The following is an 18998-nucleotide window of genomic DNA, read 5'->3' as shown; positions in this document are numbered from 1 at the left end:
TGACCGATCATTGCTGTCTGCCGAGCTTTCCATGCCTGACCTGCTAGACCGCTACCCGCTGACGGCGGGCACTTATCACGAACTGCTCGACGACAGTGGCGCCGTGCGCCCGCACTGGCGCCGGCTGTTCGAGCAGTTGCAACGCAGCACGCCGGCACAACTGGTGCAGCGTCAGGCCCTGCTGACCCGGCAAATCCAGGAAAACGGCGTTACCTATAACGTCTATGCCGACCCCAAGGGCGCTGACCGGCCGTGGGAGCTGGACCTGCTGCCCCACGTCATTGCGGCTGATGAGTGGCAGCACTTGTCGGCCGGCATCGCTCAGCGGGCGCGTTTGCTCAATGCCGTGCTGGCTGACCTTTACGGTCCGCAACGGCTGATTGCCGAAGGACTGCTGCCCGCCGAGCTGGTGTTCGGTCACAACAATTTCCTTTGGCCCTGTCAGGGCATCAGCCCGCCTGACGGAGCCTTTCTGCATCTGTATGCCGTGGATCTGGCGCGCACACCCGATGGCCGCTGGTGGGTCACGGCGGACCGTACCCAGGCGCCTTCGGGTGCCGGGTATGCGCTGGAAAACCGCACGATCGTGTCCCGGGCCTTCCCCGAGTTGTACCGTGATTTGAAGGTGCAACACCTGGCCGGGTTCTTCCGTACCTTGCAGGAAACACTGGCTTGTCAGGCTCCGAGTGACGAGGACGCACCCTTGGTGGTGCTGCTGACACCCGGGCGTTTCAACGAAAGCTATTTCGAACATCTGTACCTGGCCCGCCAGCTCGGTTATCCACTGGTGGAGGGCGGCGACCTGACGGTGCGCGATGCCACGGTCTACCTGAAGACCCTGAGTGGACTGCGGCGGGTGCACGCGATCATGCGTCGGCTCGACGATGACTTCTGCGACCCTCTGGAACTGCGCACCGATTCGGCCCTCGGCGTGCCGGGCCTGCTGGAAGCGGTGCGGCAGGGACGTGTGCTGGTGGCCAACGCGCTCGGCAGTGGTGTGCTGGAATCGCCGGGCTTGTTGGGTTTCCTGCCGAAGATCAATCAGTTCCTGTTCGGCGAAGAGCTGATCCTGCCGTCCATCGCCACCTGGTGGTGCGGCGAAGCGCCGGTATTGGCCCAGGCCCTGGAAAAACTGCCGGAGCTGCTGATCAAACCGGCGTTTCCGTCCCAGAGCTTTGCACCGGTATTTGGCCGCGACTTGAGTGAAAAACAGCACCAGGAGCTCGCCGAGCGCATGCAGGCACGGCCATACGCTTATGTCGCGCAAGAACTTGCGCAACTGTCCCAGGCGCCGATCTGGCAAGCCGAAGACGGTCAACTGCAACCCCGGGCCATCGGCATGCGCGTGTATGCAGTGGCCAGCCGCGAGGGCTATCGGGTGTTGCCCGGTGGCTTGACCCGGGTCGCCGCACAAGCCGATGCCGAAGTGGTGTCGATGCAGCGTGGCGGCGCCAGCAAGGACACCTGGGTACTGGGCGATCGTGCGCCCAGCGGCGAGCAATGGAAGGCCCAGCGCAACATCGGCGTGCATGATCTGGTGCGGCGCGACCCGTATCTGCCATCGCGGGTGGTGGAAAACCTGTTCTGGTTTGGTCGTTACTGCGAACGTTGCGACGACAGTGCCCGTTTGCTGCGCATCATGCTCGCGCGCTATGTCGACGGCGACGACCCGCAAGCCTTGCAGGCCGCAGTCGATCTCGGCGAACGGTTGATGCTGCTGCCCGATGAGGGCGAATTACCCGAACGCCTGTTGGCGGCATTGCTCGGTGACGACTGGCCGTTCAGCCTGCGGTCCAACTTGCAACGCTTGCAGTGGGCCGCTTCGCAAGTGCGCGGCAAGCTCTCGCGGGAAAACTGGCAGGCGCTGGTGGAGTTGCAGCGCGAAGCCATGGAGCTGGAAACCGAAGAGCCGGATTTCGGCGAGTTGCTGGATTTTCTCAACCGTCTGGTGATGTCCCTGGCGGCGCTGTCCGGCTTTGCCCTGGACGACATGACCCGGGACGAAGGCTGGCGTTTCCTGATGATTGGCCGGCGGATCGAACGCCTGCAATTTCTCAGCGGCAGCCTGGCGGCGTTCCTGCGGGGCGCCGGGGTCTTCGATCAGGCCGGGCTGGAATGGTTGCTGGAACTGGGCAACAGCAGCATCACCTACCGCTCGCGCTATCTGGCGGTCGCGCAACTGATCCCGGTGCTCGACCTGTTGTTGCTCGACGAGCAGAACCCTCACGCCGTGTTGTTCCAGTTGAAACTGGTGACACGCACCCTCAAGCGTCTCAACGACGACTTTGGCGTACCGCGTGAAACTGTTCTGCCGCAATTGGTCGAGCGTCTGGCGCGATTCGATCTGGGGTGCCTGGAAAACCCGCTGTTCGGCGACGCCAGTGTTCGCGCCGCCATCGAAGGGCTGGCCGCACTGTTGCAGGAGATCGCCGATGCCAGCGGGCAAGTCTCCGATCGCCTGGCGCTGCGGCATTTCGCCCATGTCGACGATGTCAGCCAGCGCACGGTGTCCGTCTGATGAGCGCCCACTACCAGATTTTCCACGACACTCATTATCACTACGACAGCCCGGTGTCCCTGGCCCAGCAACTGGCACATTTGTGGCCGCGGCCTTGTGCCTGGCAGCGCTGCACCGACCGGCAATTGCAGATCAGTCCGCAGCCGACCTCGCGTCGCGATGAGCTGGATGTATTCGGCAATCCGCTGACCCGGCTGGCATTCGAGCGTCCCCACGATGAGTTGCTGGTCAACGCCAGCCTCACCATCGAAGTGTTGCCCCGACCTGTGCCGGACTTCAGTGGGTCTGCGGCGTGGGAACACACACGAAACGCGCTGACCTACAGCAGCCAACCGTTGTCGCCGGAATTGCTCGAAGCCTGCCGATACCGGTTCGAATCGCCGTATGTGCATTTGAAGAAAAACTTCGTCGAGTTCTCGCAAAGCTGTTTTCCACCCGGTCGACCGTTGTTGCTCGGCGTGCAGGCGCTGATGGAGAAAATCTTCAGTGAATTCACTTTCGATGCCGAAGCCACCCAGGTGGCGACGCCGCTGGTGGAAGTGCTGGAGCGCCGACGCGGGGTCTGTCAGGACTTTGCTCACCTGATGCTCGCTTGCGTGCGTTCCCGTGGATTGGCCGCGCGCTACATCAGCGGCTACCTGCTGACCCAGCCACCGCCGGGCCAGCCACGGCTGATCGGTGCCGATGCGTCCCACGCCTGGATATCGGTGTTTTGCCCGGTGTCGGGGTGGGTGGATTTCGATCCGACCAACAATGTGCAGCCGGCGCTGGAGCACATCACCCTGGCCTGGGGCCGGGATTTTTCCGATGTGTCGCCGTTGCGGGGGGTAATCCTGGGAGGAGGTAACCACGACCCGGAAGTTCGGGTCACCGTGATGCCACTGGAATAACTACGATCAAAATGTGGGAGCGGGCTTGCTCGCGAAGACGGAGTATCAGGCAACATCATTTTTGGATGTGAAACCGCTTTCGCGAGCAAGCCCGCTCCCACAGGGAACTGCATTTTGATTCGAGAGTGGTGAGTCATACGATCGGCCTGTGAGGATCGGCAGCCAAGCTGCCAACCCATTACACAGATCCGGTGGGCCAGATCAGATCAACCGGCCCGGAGGTTCTCAGGCGTCGGGCGCCGAGTCTTTCGGTGCATCAACATCGTCTTCTGCCGCCACTTCACCCTCAGGGTTCAGTGCCGCTTCTTCAGCTGTAGCTTTCTTGCGCTGAAGCTTTTCCTCTTTCTTCTGCTCCTTGGCCAAGTCTCTCTGACGTTTGGCGAAGGAATAATTAGGTTTAGCCATGGGCGATCCTCTGGGGTCGAAGGTGAGGTTGAGCGGCGCATATTCTGCCCTGTATCGGTGCCGAGCCGTTAGCTGGGTTTTTGCTCGGCCCACTTTGGCGCTACGGACGGTTGCCAGGCATCCAGCGCATCGAGCAGGTTTTGCGGTGATTCGCTCACCTGCAGCATGTCACGGTGCTGCCCGCGAACGAAGCCTTCGCCGACGATGTGATCAAGAAAAGACGTCAATTTGCTGTAGAAACCGTTCACTTCCAGCAATCCCAGCGGTTTCCCGTGGTAGCCGAGCTGGCCCCAGGTCCAGACTTCGAACAGTTCCTCGAGGGTGCCAAGGCCACCGGGCAGCGCGATAAAGGCATCGCTGAGTTCGGCCATCCGGGCCTTGCGTGCGTGCATGCCATCGACAACTTCCAGGCGGGTCAGGCCGCTGTGGCCGATTTCCTTGTCCTTGAGGCTTTGCGGGATGATGCCGATTACTTCACCGCCGGCTGCCAAGGCCGCATCGGCGACGATGCCCATCAGCCCGACGGCGCCACCGCCATACACCAGGGTCAGCTTGCGTTCGGCCAGGGCCCGGCCAAGGGCCACGGCGGCTTCGCGGTAAGCCGGGTGGGTGCCGGTGCTGGCGCCACAAAATACACAAACGGATGTTAAAGACATGCCTTGCTCCATGGTCGATCAGGGCCACAGAGTAAAGGCAGGCGCGCGTCACTCCAAGGACTAGACTTGGTGTTTTGGCGTTTCGTACGTACCGCTGGCGCCGCAGGCGTAGGCGGCCAGCAAACTGCACAACAGGCTGTTGATCGACATGACAGGCATTCCATTTGAAGGGGGACGACCTGATGATAGGCCCGGGCCAGACACTTGGCCGGTAGATATTTCGTATCGGTGCCATAGCGCGAAAGTTGTATACAATTTTTGATTCAAGTCATATGAACTTGCGAAGTTTTCAGGCAGTCTTCTGTTTATTCGCGATTTCGTTAACCCTGCCTTGGAGATTCACCATGTTTGCCAAACTTGTTGCGGTATCCCTGTTGACACTGGCCAGCAGCCAACTGATGGCTGCAGAGTGCAAAGTCACTGTCGACTCCACCGACCAGATGTCTTTCGACACGAAGGCCATTGAAATCGACAAGAGCTGCAAGACGTTTACCGTGGAACTCAAGCACTCCGGCAGCTTGCCGAAGAACGTCATGGGCCATAACTGGGTGCTGAGTAAAGAAGCCGACATGCAGCCGATCGCCACCGACGGCCTGAGCGCCGGCATCGACAAGAACTACCTGAAAGAAGGCGACGCCCGTGTGATTGCCCACACCAAGATCATCGGCGCCAACGAAACCGATTCGGTGACCTTCGACGTTTCCAAGCTCGCGGCCGGTGAAAAGTACGGGTTCTTCTGCTCGTTCCCGGGCCACATCTCGATGATGAAAGGCACCGTGACCCTGAAGTAATCAGGTACACCGCGTCATCGTTCTTCGCGAGCAAGCCCGCTCCCACAGGTACCGCTTAACCGTCAGACGGCGCGGTCAAAATGTGGGAGCGGGCTTGCCCGCGAATGGGCCAGAAGCATCGGCGCATGTTTTGGCCCAAGAAAAAGCCCGCTGAAGCTCAACACTTCAGCGGGCTTTTTTCATTCACTCACGCCTCAAGGCGCAAACGGCATCACCCGCTTGTGATGGGTCTTGTTGTAGGTGTCGCAAATGATCTTGAACGCTTCCTCCCGCACCGGATGGCCGTGCAGGAACGCGTCGATCTCGGCATAGGTCACGCCGTGGGAGGCTTCGTCCGGTTTGCCGGGCGACAGGTCTTCCAGGTCCGCCGTCGGGACTTTTTCCACCAGCGATTCCGGCGCGCCAAAGCTGCGGGCGATGGCGCGGACCTGGTTTTTCACCAGGCCGCTCAGTGGCGCCAGGTCGCAGGCGCCATCACCGAACTTGGTGAAGAACCCCATCACCGCTTCCGCCGCGTGATCAGTGCCGATCACCAGGCCATGGGCCGCACCGGCGATGGTGTACTGGGCGACCATGCGCATGCGCGCCTTGGTGTTGCCGAGCACGAAGTCCACCGACACCGCATGTTTGCCTTCGAAGGCTGCGACTTCATTGGCCAGGGATTTGACCGCCGGGCCGATGTTCACGGTGTGGCGCTCGTCCGGCTTGATGAAATCCACCGAAGCCTGGGCGTCGTGTTCATCGAACTGGGTTTCGTAGGGCAGGCGCACGGCAATGAATTTGTACGCGGCATCACCGCTGCGCTGGCGCAGTTCACGCACGGCCCGTTGGGCCAGCAGGCCAGCGGTCAGGGAGTCGACACCGCCACTGATGCCCAGGACCAGGGTCTTGAGCCCGGAGTTGACCAGGCAGTCCTGAATGAAGGTCACTCGCCGGGCGACTTCGGCCTCAAGGGCGGCTTCGTCGGCGAATGGCGGCTGGACCTTGAGCTGTTCAGCAATCTCACGCTGTACGGCTTGCATGAATTCACTCCTTGCTTGATGGACTTGAAAGGGCGGCAGGTACTTGGAAAACGTGTCGCAAGTACGCGACGAAATTCGGGTCTTTGCAGTGCGTCTTGCCGGGCTCGTCGGAGATCTTCGCCACTGGCTGGCCGTTGCAGGCGGCCATTTTAAGCACGATGCTCATCGGTTCGACACCCGGAATGTCACAGGTCAGGTTGGTGCCGATGCCGAAACTCACATTGATCCGACCGCGCAGCGCCCGGAATATCTCCAGGGCCCTGGGCAGGGTCAGGCTGTCGGAGAAGGTCAGGGTCTTGCTCATCGGGTCGATGCCGAGCTTGTGATAGTGGGCGATGGCTTTTTCCGCCCAGACCACCGGATCGCCCGAGTCGTGGCGCAAACCGTCGAAAAGCTTGGCGAAAAACAGATCGAAATCGCCGAGGAAGGCATCCATGGTGATGCAGTCGGTCAGGGCAATTCCCAGCAGGCCACGGTATTCGCGGACCCAGCAATCGAGTGCGGCGATCTGGCTGTCGATCAGCCGCGGGCCGAGCTGCTGGTGGGCCATGATCCATTCGTGGGCCATGGTGCCCAGCGGTTTCATGTCCAGCTCCCTGGACAGGTGCACGTTGCTGGTGCCGACAAAGCGTCCGGGGAAGTCATGCTTGAGCACATTCACCACTTCTTCCTGCACGCGATACGAGAAGCGGCGGCGCGTGCCGAAATCGGCCACCTGCAACTCGGACAATTCATCGCTGCTGGCGTTGGCGCTCAGCCAGTCGAACTTGCGGTAGAGCTGCTCGCGGGCCTGCTCCAGCACGACTTCGCGGTAGCGATAGCGATTGCGTACCTCGCTGACCAGCGCCAGCAGCGGCACTTCGAACAGGATCACATGCAGCCAGGGACCGCGCAGGCGGATGACCAGCTCGCCGTTTTCGATACCGGTGTGGAGGTAGCGCAGGTTGAAGCGAAACAAGCCGAGAAAGCGCAGGAAATCCGGCTTCAGGAAGCTGATGCGTTCCAGAAAGCTCAATTGATCGGCGCTCAGGCTCAGTTCGGCCAGGCGTTCGATCTGGAAACGGATTTCCGCCAGGTACGGGCGCAGATCCTCGCCGTTACGGCAGCGAAACTCCCATTCGACTTCGACGTTGGGGTAGTTGTGCAGCACCGCCTGCATCATCGTCAGTTTGTAGAAGTCGGTGTCGAGCAGGTTCTGCACGATGCGATCGGCAAACACACTCTCGCTCATAACGGGAATCTCCAGCGTTGCAGCGGTATTGATCAATGGCGCTAGTGGCGCATATCGGTGGCTCGGATTGCCAGCATTTTTTACCTGGCGCCCGGATTTGCTTTTTGTAGGAGCTGCCGAAGGCTGCGATCTTTTGATCTTGAAAAACCAAATCAAAAGATCGCAGCCTTCGGCAGCTCCTACACGGGCAATCAAGCGGTGGTTGCGGGACTATCAACCTGCTCCAGCATCCACTTCACAAAGTCCCGCACCTTGGGCACTTCCGCCGAGTGCTCCGGGTATGCAAGGTAATAGGCATCGCTGCTGGGCATTGCATGCTGCCAGGGAATGACCAGCTTGCCGTCGGCCAGTTCCTCTTCCACCAGAAAGCGCGGTAGCAGCGCCACGCCGCAGCCAACCTGGGCGGCGCGGATGCACATATAAAAGGTTTCGAAACGCGGGCCGTGGTAGCTGTGCTCGGTGTGGTAGCCCTGGTGGTCGAACCAGTCATGCCAGGCCTGGGGGCGGGAGGCGTTTTGCAGCAGGACCAGGTCGGTCAGTTGGGTCGGGTCGGTGAACGGCGTGTCCGGCAGGCTACCCGGGGCGCACACTGGCACCAGCTCTTCGCCGAACAGCTTCAGGCATTCGGTGCCGGGCCGCGAGCCCTGGCCGAAGTAGAACGCCAGGTCACTGCGACCTTGTAGCAGGTCGTCGGCTTCCTGTTCGCTGCACAGGTCCAGATGGATCGACGGGTGTCGCAGACGCCAGCCTTTCAGGCGCGGTACCAGCCAGCGCGCGCCGAAGGTGGGCGGCGTTGAAACCCGCAGGACTTCGGTTTCGCCACCGTAGGAACGCAAGTAGTGGGTCGACATCTCGACCTGAGTGAGGATCTTTCGCACCTCGACCAGGTACAGATCGCCGGCCGGCGTCATCTGCAGGCGGCGGCGCACCCGGCGGAACAGCAGGTGCTGCAACAGCTCCTCGAGTTGCGCGACCTGTTTGCTCACGGCGCTCTGGGTCAGGTTCAGCTCTTCGGCAGCCCGGGTGAAGCTCAAGTGCCGGGTGACGGCTTCGAAGCACTGCAACGCAGCGATCGATGGCAGGTAGCGTTTATTCAGCATGGGCGGTCCTTGGTTCTTGTTTCTTATTGCCAGCAATGCACAGCATGAATAAACGGAATGATATCTCTCTTAAAGGTCGTTTGTTGAGTAACCTCCGGGCAGCTAAAACTACAGGTCTGATCAGCCGTGATTTTCCGGCTGCACGTGTTCTGTCTTTTGCTTGAGGAGTGACCCATGGTTGCCGCATTGCTTGATCGTCTAGGTGTGAACCCGGCCCTGTACCAGAACGGCAAAGTGCCGGTGCATTCGCCGGTCGATGGCAGCAGGATCGCCGCCGTGAACTGGGAAGGCGCGGCTGAGGTCGAGCAGCACATCAGTCGCGCAGATCATGCGTTCGAACTGTGGCGCAAGGTTCCGGCACCGCGCCGTGGTGAGTTGGTGCGTCAATTCGGTGAAGTGCTGCGCGAATACAAGGCCGACCTCGGCGAGCTGGTGTCCTGGGAAGCCGGCAAGATCACTCAGGAAGGCCTGGGTGAAGTTCAGGAAATGATCGACATCTGCGACTTCGCCGTCGGCCTGTCCCGTCAACTGTACGGTTTGACCATCGCTTCCGAGCGTCCTGGCCACCATATGCGTGAAACCTGGCACCCGCTGGGCGTTGTCGGGGTGATCAGTGCGTTCAACTTCCCGGTCGCGGTCTGGGCCTGGAACACCACGCTGGCACTGGTGTGCGGCAACCCTGTGGTGTGGAAACCGTCGGAAAAGACCCCGCTCACAGCGCTGGCCTGCCAGGCGCTGTTCGACCGCGTCGTGAAGAACTTCAGCGATGCGCCTGCGAATTTGTGCCAGGTAGTGATCGGCGGCCGCGATGCCGGCGAAGCCTTGGTGGACGACCCGCGTGTAGCGCTGATCAGCGCCACCGGCAGCACCCGCATGGGCCGCGAAGTGGCACCGAAAGTGGCCGCGCGCTTTGCCCGCAGCATTCTCGAACTGGGCGGTAACAACGCCATGATCCTCGGCCCGAGCGCCGACCTGGACATGGCCGTTCGCGCGATCCTGTTCAGCGCCGTCGGCACCGCCGGTCAGCGCTGCACCACCCTGCGTCGACTGATCGCGCATGAATCGGTGAAAGAAGAAATCGTCACCCGCCTGAAAGCCGCTTACTCGAAAGTGCGTATCGGCCATCCGCTGGAAGGCAACCTGGTCGGCCCGCTGATCGACAAGCAAAGCTTCGACAACATGCAGGATTCGCTGGAGCAGGCGTTGAGCGAAGGCGGCAAAGTCTTTGGCGGCAAGCGTCAGCTGGAAGACCAGTTCCCGAACGCTTACTACGTTTCGCCGGCCATCGTCGAAATGCCGGAGCAGAGTGATGTGGTCTGCCACGAAACCTTCGCCCCGATCCTGTACGTGGTCGGCTACACCGACTTCCAGGAAGCGCTGCGCCTGAACAACGCCGTGCCACAAGGCCTGTCCTCGTGCATCTTCACCACCGACGTGCGTGAAGCCGAGCAGTTCATGTCGGCGGTGGGCAGCGACTGCGGCATCGCCAACGTCAACATCGGCCCGAGCGGCGCGGAAATCGGTGGCGCGTTTGGCGGCGAGAAAGAAACCGGCGGCGGTCGCGAGTCCGGCTCCGATGCATGGCGCGGCTACATGCGCCGCCAGACCAACACCGTGAACTATTCGCTGGAGTTGCCGTTGGCTCAAGGGATCACCTTCGACTGATCCGGTAGATGATCCCCTGTAGGAGCTGCCGAAGGCTGCGATCTTTTTGAAACAAAATCAAAAGATCGCAGCCTTCGACAGCTCCTACAGGGGAATGATGTGTTTGTTGGGTTTCTGTTGGAGTCTGGCAATGCCGTTACGCGAAGAGTGTCTGTGGGAAAAACTGACGCCGCAGAGGCCGGACAATTCGGCCCTCAAGGGTGAGGTCACGGTGGATGTCTGCGTCATCGGCGCCGGGTTTACCGGTTTGTCGGCGGCGGTGCATCTGCTGGAGCAAGGCAAGACCGTTTGTGTGCTGGAGGCCCATCGTGCCGGCCATGGTGGTTCGGGGCGCAATGTCGGGCTGGTCAATGCCGGGATGTGGATTCCCCCGGACGAGATCGAAGCCGGGTTCGGCACTGAGGTCGGCAGCCAGCTCAACCAAATGCTGGGGGCGGCGCCATCCCTGGTGTTCAGCCTTGTGGACAAGTACAACATCGATTGCCAGTTGCGCCGCGAAGGCACGCTGCACATGGCGCACAACGCCCGTGGCGAAGCCGACTTGCGCAGCCGTGAAGAACAATGGAAGCGCCGTGGGGCGCCGGTAGAGCTGCTCACCGGTCAGGCCTGCGAGCAAGCCACCGGCACCAAAAAAATCGCCGCTGCGCTGCTTGATCGCCGCGCTGGCACGCTCAACCCGATGGCCTACACCACGGGGTTGGCCAAGGCGGCCATCGGCCTGGGCGGTCAATTGTTCGATCATTCCCCGGTCACCCGGCTCGAACGCCAAGGCCAGCGCTGGTCGGTGCAAACCGCCCAGGGTTCGGTGATGGCCGAGAAAGTGGTGATTGCTTCCAATGCCTACACCGAAGGCGACTGGACGGAGCTGCGGCGTAATTTCTTCCCCGGTTATTACTATCAGGTGGCCTCGGTGCCGCTGACCGAAGAAGCCGCCCGGCAAATTCTGCCCGGTGGCCAGGGTTCCTGGGACACCCGACAGGTGCTCAGCAGTATCCGTCGGGATAAAGACGGTCGCCTGTTGCTTGGCAGCCTGGGTAATGGCAATCAGAAGCCGACCTGGTTCCTCAAGGCCTGGGCCGACCGGGTGCAGCAGCACTATTTCCCGTACCTCAAGCCGGTGGAATGGGAGTGCACCTGGACCGGTCGCATCGCCTTCACCCCCGATCATTTGATGCGCCTGTTCGAGCCAGCGCCCGGTTTGGTGGCAGTCACCGGTTACAACGGGCGGGGCGTGACCACGGGAACGGTGGTCGGCAAGGCCTTTGCCGATTACCTGTGTAACGGAAATCCTCAAGCGCTACCGATTCCTTTCGCGCCCATGCAGCCATTGGCCGGGGTGGGGTTGCGCAGCTGTCTGTATGAGGCGGGATTCTCGCTGTATCACGCAGGCCAGTGCCTGCGGATCGTGATCTGAATGTTGATTTTTGCAGTGGGGAAGCGGCGCTTTTTCGATCTGCAGCTAGCCTGTAGTGGTGCGGGTTGTAGCAGTCTCGCACCAGCAGTGTGCACTTCGGTGACGCACGTTGTTACAGGCTGGTTGCACGTCGTTTAAAGCCGCGGTTGCAATGATGGCGCAGGCGGGTTGCGCCTCAAAAAAATAATGGTTTTACCTTCCGCGGTTTAGACGGTTGCACGCCCAATGAAAATGGGATCGAAACAGTCGAAATAACAAGAAAGCAGCGACTTTTTTAAGAATAAAAAACCGATGGCACGGCCCTTGCTCTGAGCATTCAGTGAAGTCGCAGTGCCAATTAAAAAAAACCATGGAGCACCACCTCATGTCCCAGACGTTTTACAAGAAAGGCTTTCTGGCCCTCGCAGTGGCAACTGCGCTGGGTGTTTCTGCGTTTGCTCAGGCTGACATCAAGATCGGCGTAGCGGGACCAATGACAGGCGCCAACGCGGCATTTGGCGAACAGTACATGAAGGGTGCACAAGCGGCGGCCGATGCGGTCAACGCGTCGGGCGGGGTCAACGGGGAAAAAATCGTCCTGGTCAAGGGCGATGACGCCTGCGAACCGAAACAGGCTGTGACGGTCGCCAAGGACCTGACCAACCAGAAAGTCGCCGGCGTGGTCGGTCACTTCTGCTCCTCGTCGACCATCCCGGCCTCCGAGATCTACGACGAAGCAGGCATCATCGCCATCACTCCTGGCTCCACCAACCCGGCTGTGACCGAGCGCGGCCTGAGCGCCATGTTCCGTATGTGCGGGCGTGACGACCAGCAAGGTATCGTGGCCGGCGACTACATCGTCGACGTGCTCAAGGGCAAGAAAGTGGTCGTGCTGCACGACAAGGACACCTACGGTCAGGGCCTGGCGGATGCCACCAAGGCTCAGCTTGAGAAGCGTGGCGTGAAGCCTGTGCTGTATGAAGGCCTGACCCGTGGCGAGAAAGACTTCAGCACCATCGTGACCAAGATCCGCGGCGCTGGCGCTGACGTCGTCTACTTCGGTGGCCTGCACCCGGAAGCTGGTCCTCTGGTGCGTCAACTGCGTGAACAAGGCCTGAAAGACGTCAAGTTCATGTCCGACGACGGCATCGTGACCGACGAACTGGTGACCACCGCAGGCGGTCCGCAATTCGTTGACGGCGTGCTGATGACCTTCGGCGCCGACCCACGCCTGCTGCCAGACAGCAAGACCGTGGTAGACGCCTTCCGCAAGGCCGGTACCGAGCCTGAAGGCTACACCCTGTACGCCTACGCTTCGGTCCAGGCCCTGGCGGCAGCCTTCAACGGCGCCAAGTCCAACAAGGGCGAAGAAGCGGCCGCATGGCTGAAGAAGAACCCGGTCAAGACCGTCATGGGCGAGAAGACCTGGGACAGCAAGGGCGACCTGAAAGTCTCCGACTACGTGGTTTACCAGTGGGACAAGGACGGCAAATACCACCAGCTGGAAAAACAGAAGTAAGGGCTGACTCGATCACCTGAACCCCACTGATTCCCTGCAGGAGCGAGCACGCTCGCGAAAAACGTCAACGATAACGCGTGCTTGCTGGTTCAACGCGTTGTCCTCAGGTTCTTCGCGAGCAAGCTCGCTCCTACAGGGGGCGGTGGTGGCCAGCCTGATCGTGGGTGTCATTGCTCCGACGTATATCTGTATTTTCCTTAGAAGAACCGCACAGCCACATGTGCAGGTTCTCATTGCGTGAGATTGCGTTATGGATGGTATTTTCCTGCAGCAACTGGTCAACGGCCTGACCCTCGGGTCGGTCTATGGCCTGATCGCCATCGGCTACACAATGGTCTATGGCATCATCGGCATGATCAACTTCGCCCACGGCGAGGTTTACATGATTTCCGCTTACCTCGCGGCAATCAGTCTGGCTCTGCTGGCTTACTTCGGTATCGAATCCTTTCCGCTGCTGATGCTTGGCACACTGATCTTCACCATCGTCGTTACGGCGGTGTATGGCTGGGTCATCGAGCGTGTCGCCTACAAACCCCTGCGCAACTCCACTCGACTCGCACCGCTGATCAGTGCGATCGGTATTTCCCTGATCCTGCAAAACTACGCACAGATCTCCCAGGGCGCGAAGCAACAAGGCGTTCCGACTTTGCTCACGGGTGCCTGGCGCGTTGATATCGGTACCGGTTTCGTTCAGTTGACCTACACCAAGGTCTTCATTCTGGTCGCAGCGTTCGTCGGGATGGGCCTGCTGACCTACGTCATCAAGTACACCAAGCTCGGCCGCATGTGCCGTGCAACCCAGCAAGACCGCAAGATGGCTTCGATCCTGGGGATCAACACCGACCGGGTGATTTCCTACGTGTTCATTATTGGTGCAGCGATGGCGGCCCTGGCCGGCGTGCTGATCACCATGAACTACGGCACATTCGACTTCTATGCCGGCTTCATCATCGGGATCAAGGCGTTCACCGCCGCGGTGCTCGGCGGGATTGGCTCACTGCCAGGCGCGATGCTCGGCGGGATCATTCTCGGGATTTCCGAGTCGCTGTTTTCCGGTCTGGTGAACTCGGACTACAAAGACGTTTTCAGCTTCTCGCTGTTGGTCCTCGTTCTGGTCTTTCGGCCTCAAGGCCTGCTCGGCCGTCCTCTTGTGTCGAAGGTGTAAGCGATGTCTTCAACCACTAAAAAAACCATTGATATCAAAAAAAGTCTGGTTGACGCGATTCTTGCCGGCCTCATTGCCCTGATTGTGTTCGGGCCGATTGTCGGCGTCGTTCTCGATGGCTATGGCTTCAACCTTGAAACCACCCGGGTGGCGTGGATCGTGGCGATCGTCATGGCCGGACGTTTTGCCCTGAGCCTGTTCCTGCAGACAGCCAAGGGCCTGAAAATCCTCGAAGGCTTTGAAACGACAGGCTCCGGGGTGCATGTGCTGGCGCCGGACTACAAGTCGCGGCTGCGCTGGATCATCCCGCTGATGATCGTCATCGCCGTGGCACTGCCGTTTTTCTCCAACTCCTACCTGCTGGGCGTGGTCATCCTCGGGCTGATCTACGTACTGCTGGGGCTGGGGCTGAACATCGTGGTCGGCCTGGCCGGCCTGCTCGACCTCGGTTACGTGGCGTTCTACGCCATCGGCGCCTACGGCCTGGCACTCGGCTACCAATACCTCGGGCTGGGCTTCTGGACGGTGTTGCCGCTGGCGGCGATCACCGCCGGCCTGGCCGGTTGCATCCTCGGTTTTCCGGTGCTGCGCCTGCACGGCGACTACCTGGCGATCGTGACCCTGGGCTTCGGTGAAATCATCCGCCTGATCCTCAACAACTGGTTGTCGCTCACTGGCGGCCCGAACGGCATGCCGGCACCGCTGCCGACTTTCTTCGGCCTGGAGTTCGGCAAGCGAGCCAAGGACGGCGGCGTGCCGTTCCATGAGTTCTTCGGCATCGCCTACAACCCAGACGTGAAGTACTACTTCATCTACGCGGTGCTGTTCCTGGTGGTGCTGGCTGTGCTGTACATCAAGCATCGCCTGACCCGCATGCCGGTCGGCCGCGCCTGGGAAGCCCTGCGCGAAGACGAAATCGCCTGCCGCTCCATGGGCCTGAACCACGTACTGGTCAAGCTCTCGGCATTCACCATCGGTGCCTCGACGGCCGGTCTGGCCGGGGTGTTCTTCGCCACCTACCAGGGCTTCGTCAACCCGACCTCGTTCACCTTCTTCGAATCGGCGTTGATCCTCGCCATCGTGGTACTGGGCGGCATGGGTTCGACCATCGGCGTGGTGATTGCAGCCTTCGTGCTGACCGTCGCGCCGGAACTGCTGCGTGGCTTCGCCGAGTATCGCGTGCTGCTGTTCGGCATCCTGATGGTGTTGATGATGATCTGGCGACCGCGCGGCCTGATTCGGATCAGCCGTACCGGTGTGACGCCGCGTAAAGGAGTAGCGCCATGAGCGAAGTCGTACTCTCCGTAGAGAAGCTGATGATGCACTTCGGCGGCATCAAGGCATTGAATGATGTGAGCCTGAAGGTCAAGCGCAACTCGATCTTCGCCCTGATCGGCCCCAACGGCGCCGGCAAGACCACGGTGTTCAACTGCCTGACCGGGTTCTACAAGGCCTCCGGCGGCAAGATCGAACTGAACGTGCGCGGGCAAAAGACCAACGTCATCCAGTTGCTGGGCGAATCGTTCAAGCCGACCGATTTCGTTTCGCCAAAAAGCTTCATCACCCGGCTGCGCTACAAGATGTTCGGCGGCACCCACCTGGTAAACCGTGCCGGCCTGGCGCGGACGTTCCAGAACATTCGCCTGTTCAAGGAAATGTCGGTGCTGGAAAACCTGCTGGTGGCCCAGCACATGTGGGTCAACCGCAACATGCTGGCCGGCATCCTCAACACCAAGGGCTATCGCAAGGCCGAAAGCGATGCACTGGACCATGCCTTCTACTGGCTGGAAGTGGTGGACCTGGTGGACTGCGCCAACCGCCTGGCCGGTGAACTGTCCTACGGCCAGCAGCGCCGCCTGGAAATCGCCCGCGCCATGTGCACCCGTCCGCAGATCATCTGCCTCGACGAACCGGCCGCCGGCCTCAACCCTCAGGAAACCGAAGCGCTGAGCGCGATGATCCGGCTGCTGCGCGATGAGCACGATCTGACCGTGGTGCTGATCGAACACGACATGGGCATGGTAATGAGTATTTCCGACCACATCGTGGTGCTGGACCACGGCATCGTCATCGCCGAGGGTGGTCCCGACGACATCCGCAACGACCCGAAAGTGATTGCCGCGTACCTGGGCGCCGACGAAGAGGAGGTGGTATGAGCAAACCCATCCTCGAACTCAAGGACCTGGACGTGTTCTACGGCCCGATCCAGGCCCTCAAAGGTGTCTCGCTGCACATCAACGAAGGGGAGACCGTCAGCCTCATCGGCTCCAACGGCGCCGGCAAGTCGACCCTGCTGATGTCGATCTTCGGCCAGCCACGGGCCGCCGACGGGCAGATCCTTTATCAGGGCGTGGACATTACCCACAAGTCGTCCCACTACATCGCCTCCAACGGCATCGCGCAGTCGCCGGAAGGGCGGCGGGTGTTCCCTGACATGACAGTCGAGGAAAACCTGCTGATGGGCACCATCCCTATCGGTGACAAGTACGCCAAGGAAGACATGCAACGCATGTTCGAGCTGTTCCCGCGGCTGGAAGAGCGGCGTACCCAACGGGCGATGACCATGTCCGGTGGCGAGCAGCAGATGCTGGCCATCGCCCGCGCCCTGATGAGCCGGCCCAAGTTGTTGCTGCTGGATGAGCCGAGCCTTGGCCTGGCGCCGATCGTGGTGAAACAGATCTTCGCGACCCTGCGAGAACTGGCCAAGACCGGCATGACCATCTTCCTGGTGGAACAGAACGCCAACCACGCCCTGCGGTTGTCGGACCGGGCGTACGTGATGGTCAACGGCGAAATCCGCATGACCGGTACCGGCAAGGAGCTGCTGGTCAACGAGGATGTGCGTAACGCTTATCTCGGCGGGCACTGACCCTCAACGTTCAAAAAAACGCCCTGACGCTCTCAACGTCAGGGCGTTTTTTTATGCGCGCTGTAGGAGCTGCCGCAGGCTGCGATCTTTTGATCTTGTTTCCACGTTTCAGGATCAAAAGATCGCAGCCTGCGGCAGCTCCTACAAGAGCGGCGGTGTGAGGTAAAGGAAATTGTGGAAAACAATATTCAAGAGCTCCCGAAGCGCGACATAAAGCCGCTGCAAATAGTTGTTTTGTCACGGTTTTGACTTGTCCCCGTTTGCTGTGGAGCCGGCTGTGAATAACGTGGGAGTAGCTGGCTGCAGGCCTTTTAAACCGTGGCCTGCAGAGGTGTGTTCAGTTTTTGATCAAGTGTTTTTGCGCAACTTGAAGAGCACTTTGTCAACCTTTTTGTTCGAGATGAAAGCGGGTGGAATCAGCGTGGACAAGCCTGTGGATAAGTCTGTGATTAAACTCTGGAAAGACCCGGCTGAAGGCCGTGGTTACTGGCTTGGCGCCATCGCTGGTTTGACCCGTCAGTCATGAAAATCCCCAGGGGCTACACGGCAGGCTATTGAGGGTCAAGCAAAAAAGTTTCAAGAAACCGCGCAAAGCCTTGTGGACAGCGGCTTGCAGCTTTTCCACTTGCCCCCAAAGACTGTGGACCGGCCTGTGGATAACGTGCGCGCACATGGCTGCAAGCCAGGCTGGCCAAGGGATTGCGAGGGTTGATCGTTTTTTGTACAGAAAGTGCGGTTGCCGCTATGGGCAAGGCCGGGCATTCTGCCTGCTGATTTACCATTCCAATGGCTGGCGATCAGCCGAAGCAAGGAGAACACGATGTCCAACACCCTGTTTATTACCGGCGCGACCTCCGGTTTTGGTGAAGCCTGTGCCCGTCGTTTTGCCGACGCTGGCTGGAAATTGGTGCTGACAGGCCGTCGTGAAGAGCGCCTCAATGCGCTGTGCGCCGAGCTGTCGAAGCAGACCGAAGTCCATGGCCTGGTGCTCGATGTGCGTGATCGCAAGGCCATGGAGGAGGCGATTGCCAATCTGCCGCCATCCTTTGCCAAGCTGCGTGGGTTGATCAACAACGCCGGGCTGGCCCTGGGCGTCGATCCGGCACCCAAGTGCGACCTGGACGATTGGGACACCATGGTCGATACCAACGTCAAAGGCCTGATGTACAGCACCCGTCTGCTGTTGCCGCGCCTGATCGCCCACGGTCGTGGCGCCGGTATCGTCAACCTGGGGTCCATCGCCGGCAACTACCCGTACCCGGGCAGCCACGTGTATGGCGCGACCAAGGCGTTCGTCAAACAGTTCTCCCTGAACCTGCGCTGCGACCTGCAGGGCACAGGCGTGCGGGTCAGCAACATCGAGCCGGGCCTGTGCGAGAGCGAGTTCTCGCTGGTGCGTTTTGCCGGTGACCAGGAGCGCTACAACGCCACCTACGCCGGCGCCGAGCCGATCCAGCCGCAAGACATCGCCGAGACCATTTTCTGGGTGCTCAATGCGCCTGCGCATATCAACATCAACAGCCTGGAGCTGATGCCGGTGAGCCAGACCTGGGCTGGGTTTGCTATTGATCGCAGTGGTGGCAAGGCTTAATACCGAGTCATCGTTCTTCGCGAGCAAGCCCGCTCCCACAGGTTTCATGTGATCCCTGTGGGAGATTCTATGGTTGAGGGGAAGCCCTCAACCGGCTTTGGGTTGATATTCGCTCTGTCCTTTCAGCAGGGCGAATACGACCCGAGCAAGCTTGCGAGCCAGTATCACCAGCGCCTGAGTGGT

At 60.3% G+C, this 18998-nt stretch carries 17 protein-coding genes and 1 pseudogene; 12 read left to right on the top strand and 6 right to left on the bottom strand.

What is annotated here, in order from left to right; translation table 11 throughout:
• Positions 1-31 precede the first annotated feature (31 nt).
• On the top strand, positions 32-2518 hold the full coding sequence (locus C9422_RS11025) for a circularly permuted type 2 ATP-grasp protein (protein ID WP_116580697.1): 2487 nt from the start codon (positions 32-34) through the stop codon (positions 2516-2518).
• A complete protein-coding gene (locus C9422_RS11020) occupies positions 2518-3408 on the top strand; it encodes a transglutaminase family protein (RefSeq protein ID WP_116580696.1) in 891 nt (296 codons plus the stop codon). Before C9422_RS11025 ends, C9422_RS11020 begins: the two co-directional genes overlap by 1 nt.
• Positions 3409-3633: 225 nt before the next feature.
• On the opposite strand, the gene C9422_RS11015 is transcribed toward C9422_RS11020, so the two are convergent.
• Together C9422_RS11015 and C9422_RS11010 are read right to left on the bottom strand one after the other, a co-directional pair.
• Entirely contained in the window at positions 3634-3813 is a 180-nt protein-coding gene (locus tag C9422_RS11015; protein WP_007973286.1) for a hypothetical protein, read from the bottom strand.
• Positions 3814-3881: 68 nt separating this feature from the next.
• Entirely contained in the window at positions 3882-4469 is a 588-nt protein-coding gene (locus tag C9422_RS11010; RefSeq protein ID WP_007973290.1) for a TIGR00730 family Rossman fold protein, read from the bottom strand.
• A 344-nt stretch (positions 4470-4813) separates the two neighbouring features.
• Between C9422_RS11010 and azu the strand changes: the two genes are divergently transcribed.
• Positions 4814-5260: an azurin gene (gene azu, locus C9422_RS11005; protein WP_007973294.1), complete on the top strand. Its 447-nt coding sequence runs from the start codon at positions 4814-4816 to the stop codon at positions 5258-5260.
• Between the two features lie 194 nt (positions 5261-5454).
• On the opposite strand, the gene nadE is transcribed toward azu, so the two are convergent.
• The 3 genes from nadE to C9422_RS10985 form a co-directional block, all read right to left on the bottom strand.
• The gene (nadE, locus tag C9422_RS11000) at positions 5455-6282 is read right to left on the bottom strand and encodes an ammonia-dependent NAD(+) synthetase (RefSeq protein ID WP_015093241.1); all 828 of its coding nucleotides are present in this window, start codon (positions 6280-6282) and stop codon (positions 5455-5457) included.
• A 4-nt stretch (positions 6283-6286) separates the two neighbouring features.
• Complete coding sequence (gene pncB / locus C9422_RS10995; protein WP_007973300.1) at positions 6287-7513, bottom strand: nicotinate phosphoribosyltransferase; 1227 nt, start codon at positions 7511-7513, stop codon at positions 6287-6289.
• Positions 7514-7704: 191 nt separating this feature from the next.
• Positions 7705-8613 carry a LysR family transcriptional regulator gene (locus C9422_RS10985; protein WP_116580694.1) on the bottom strand — a complete coding sequence of 303 codons (909 nt, stop codon included), beginning with the start codon at positions 8611-8613 and terminating at the stop codon, positions 7705-7707.
• A 174-nt stretch (positions 8614-8787) separates the two neighbouring features.
• On the opposite strand from C9422_RS10985, the gene C9422_RS10980 reads away from it, so the two are divergent.
• The 9 genes from C9422_RS10980 (at position 8788) to C9422_RS10940 (ending at position 18815) form a co-directional block, all read left to right on the top strand.
• The gene (locus tag C9422_RS10980) at positions 8788-10278 is read left to right on the top strand and encodes an aldehyde dehydrogenase family protein (protein ID WP_102698672.1); all 1491 of its coding nucleotides are present in this window, start codon (positions 8788-8790) and stop codon (positions 10276-10278) included.
• 130 nt (positions 10279-10408) lie between these two features.
• Positions 10409-11692, top strand: coding sequence for an FAD-binding oxidoreductase (locus C9422_RS10975; protein WP_116580693.1), 1284 nt, complete (start codon positions 10409-10411; stop codon positions 11690-11692).
• 364 nt (positions 11693-12056) lie between these two features.
• The gene (locus tag C9422_RS10970) at positions 12057-13190 is read left to right on the top strand and encodes an ABC transporter substrate-binding protein (RefSeq protein ID WP_007979707.1); all 1134 of its coding nucleotides are present in this window, start codon (positions 12057-12059) and stop codon (positions 13188-13190) included.
• Positions 13191-13440: 250 nt separating this feature from the next.
• Positions 13441-14355 carry a branched-chain amino acid ABC transporter permease LivH gene (locus tag C9422_RS10965; RefSeq protein WP_104451545.1) on the top strand — a complete coding sequence of 305 codons (915 nt, stop codon included), beginning with the start codon at positions 13441-13443 and terminating at the stop codon, positions 14353-14355.
• A gap of 3 nt (positions 14356-14358) precedes the next feature.
• Positions 14359-15642: a high-affinity branched-chain amino acid ABC transporter permease LivM gene (gene livM / locus C9422_RS10960; protein ID WP_116580692.1), complete on the top strand. Its 1284-nt coding sequence runs from the start codon at positions 14359-14361 to the stop codon at positions 15640-15642.
• Positions 15639-16511 carry an ABC transporter ATP-binding protein gene (locus tag C9422_RS10955; protein ID WP_007979702.1) on the top strand — a complete coding sequence of 291 codons (873 nt, stop codon included), beginning with the start codon at positions 15639-15641 and terminating at the stop codon, positions 16509-16511. Before livM ends, C9422_RS10955 begins: the two co-directional genes overlap by 4 nt.
• Entirely contained in the window at positions 16508-17224 is a 717-nt protein-coding gene (locus C9422_RS10950; RefSeq protein WP_007979701.1) for an ABC transporter ATP-binding protein, read from the top strand. The genes C9422_RS10955 and C9422_RS10950 overlap by 4 nt, the downstream gene beginning before the upstream one ends.
• A 277-nt stretch (positions 17225-17501) precedes the next feature.
• Complete coding sequence (locus C9422_RS10945) at positions 17502-17750, top strand: hypothetical protein (protein ID WP_165824771.1); 249 nt, start codon at positions 17502-17504, stop codon at positions 17748-17750.
• A 294-nt stretch (positions 17751-18044) separates the two neighbouring features.
• The gene (locus tag C9422_RS10940) at positions 18045-18815 is read left to right on the top strand and encodes an SDR family oxidoreductase (protein ID WP_095964716.1); all 771 of its coding nucleotides are present in this window, start codon (positions 18045-18047) and stop codon (positions 18813-18815) included.
• An 87-nt stretch (positions 18816-18902) separates the two neighbouring features.
• Here C9422_RS10940 and C9422_RS32535 read toward each other — a convergent pair.
• Positions 18903-18998: pseudogene (locus C9422_RS32535) on the bottom strand (IS110 family transposase); the annotation flags it as partial.

This window comes from Pseudomonas sp. B1(2018) (assembly GCF_003097365.1).
GTDB classification, from domain to species: Bacteria; Pseudomonadota; Gammaproteobacteria; order Pseudomonadales; family Pseudomonadaceae; genus Aquipseudomonas; species Aquipseudomonas laurylsulfatiphila.
The sequence above is the reverse complement of the archived record's forward strand: the minus strand, read 5'-3'. Positions and strand labels throughout refer to the sequence as shown.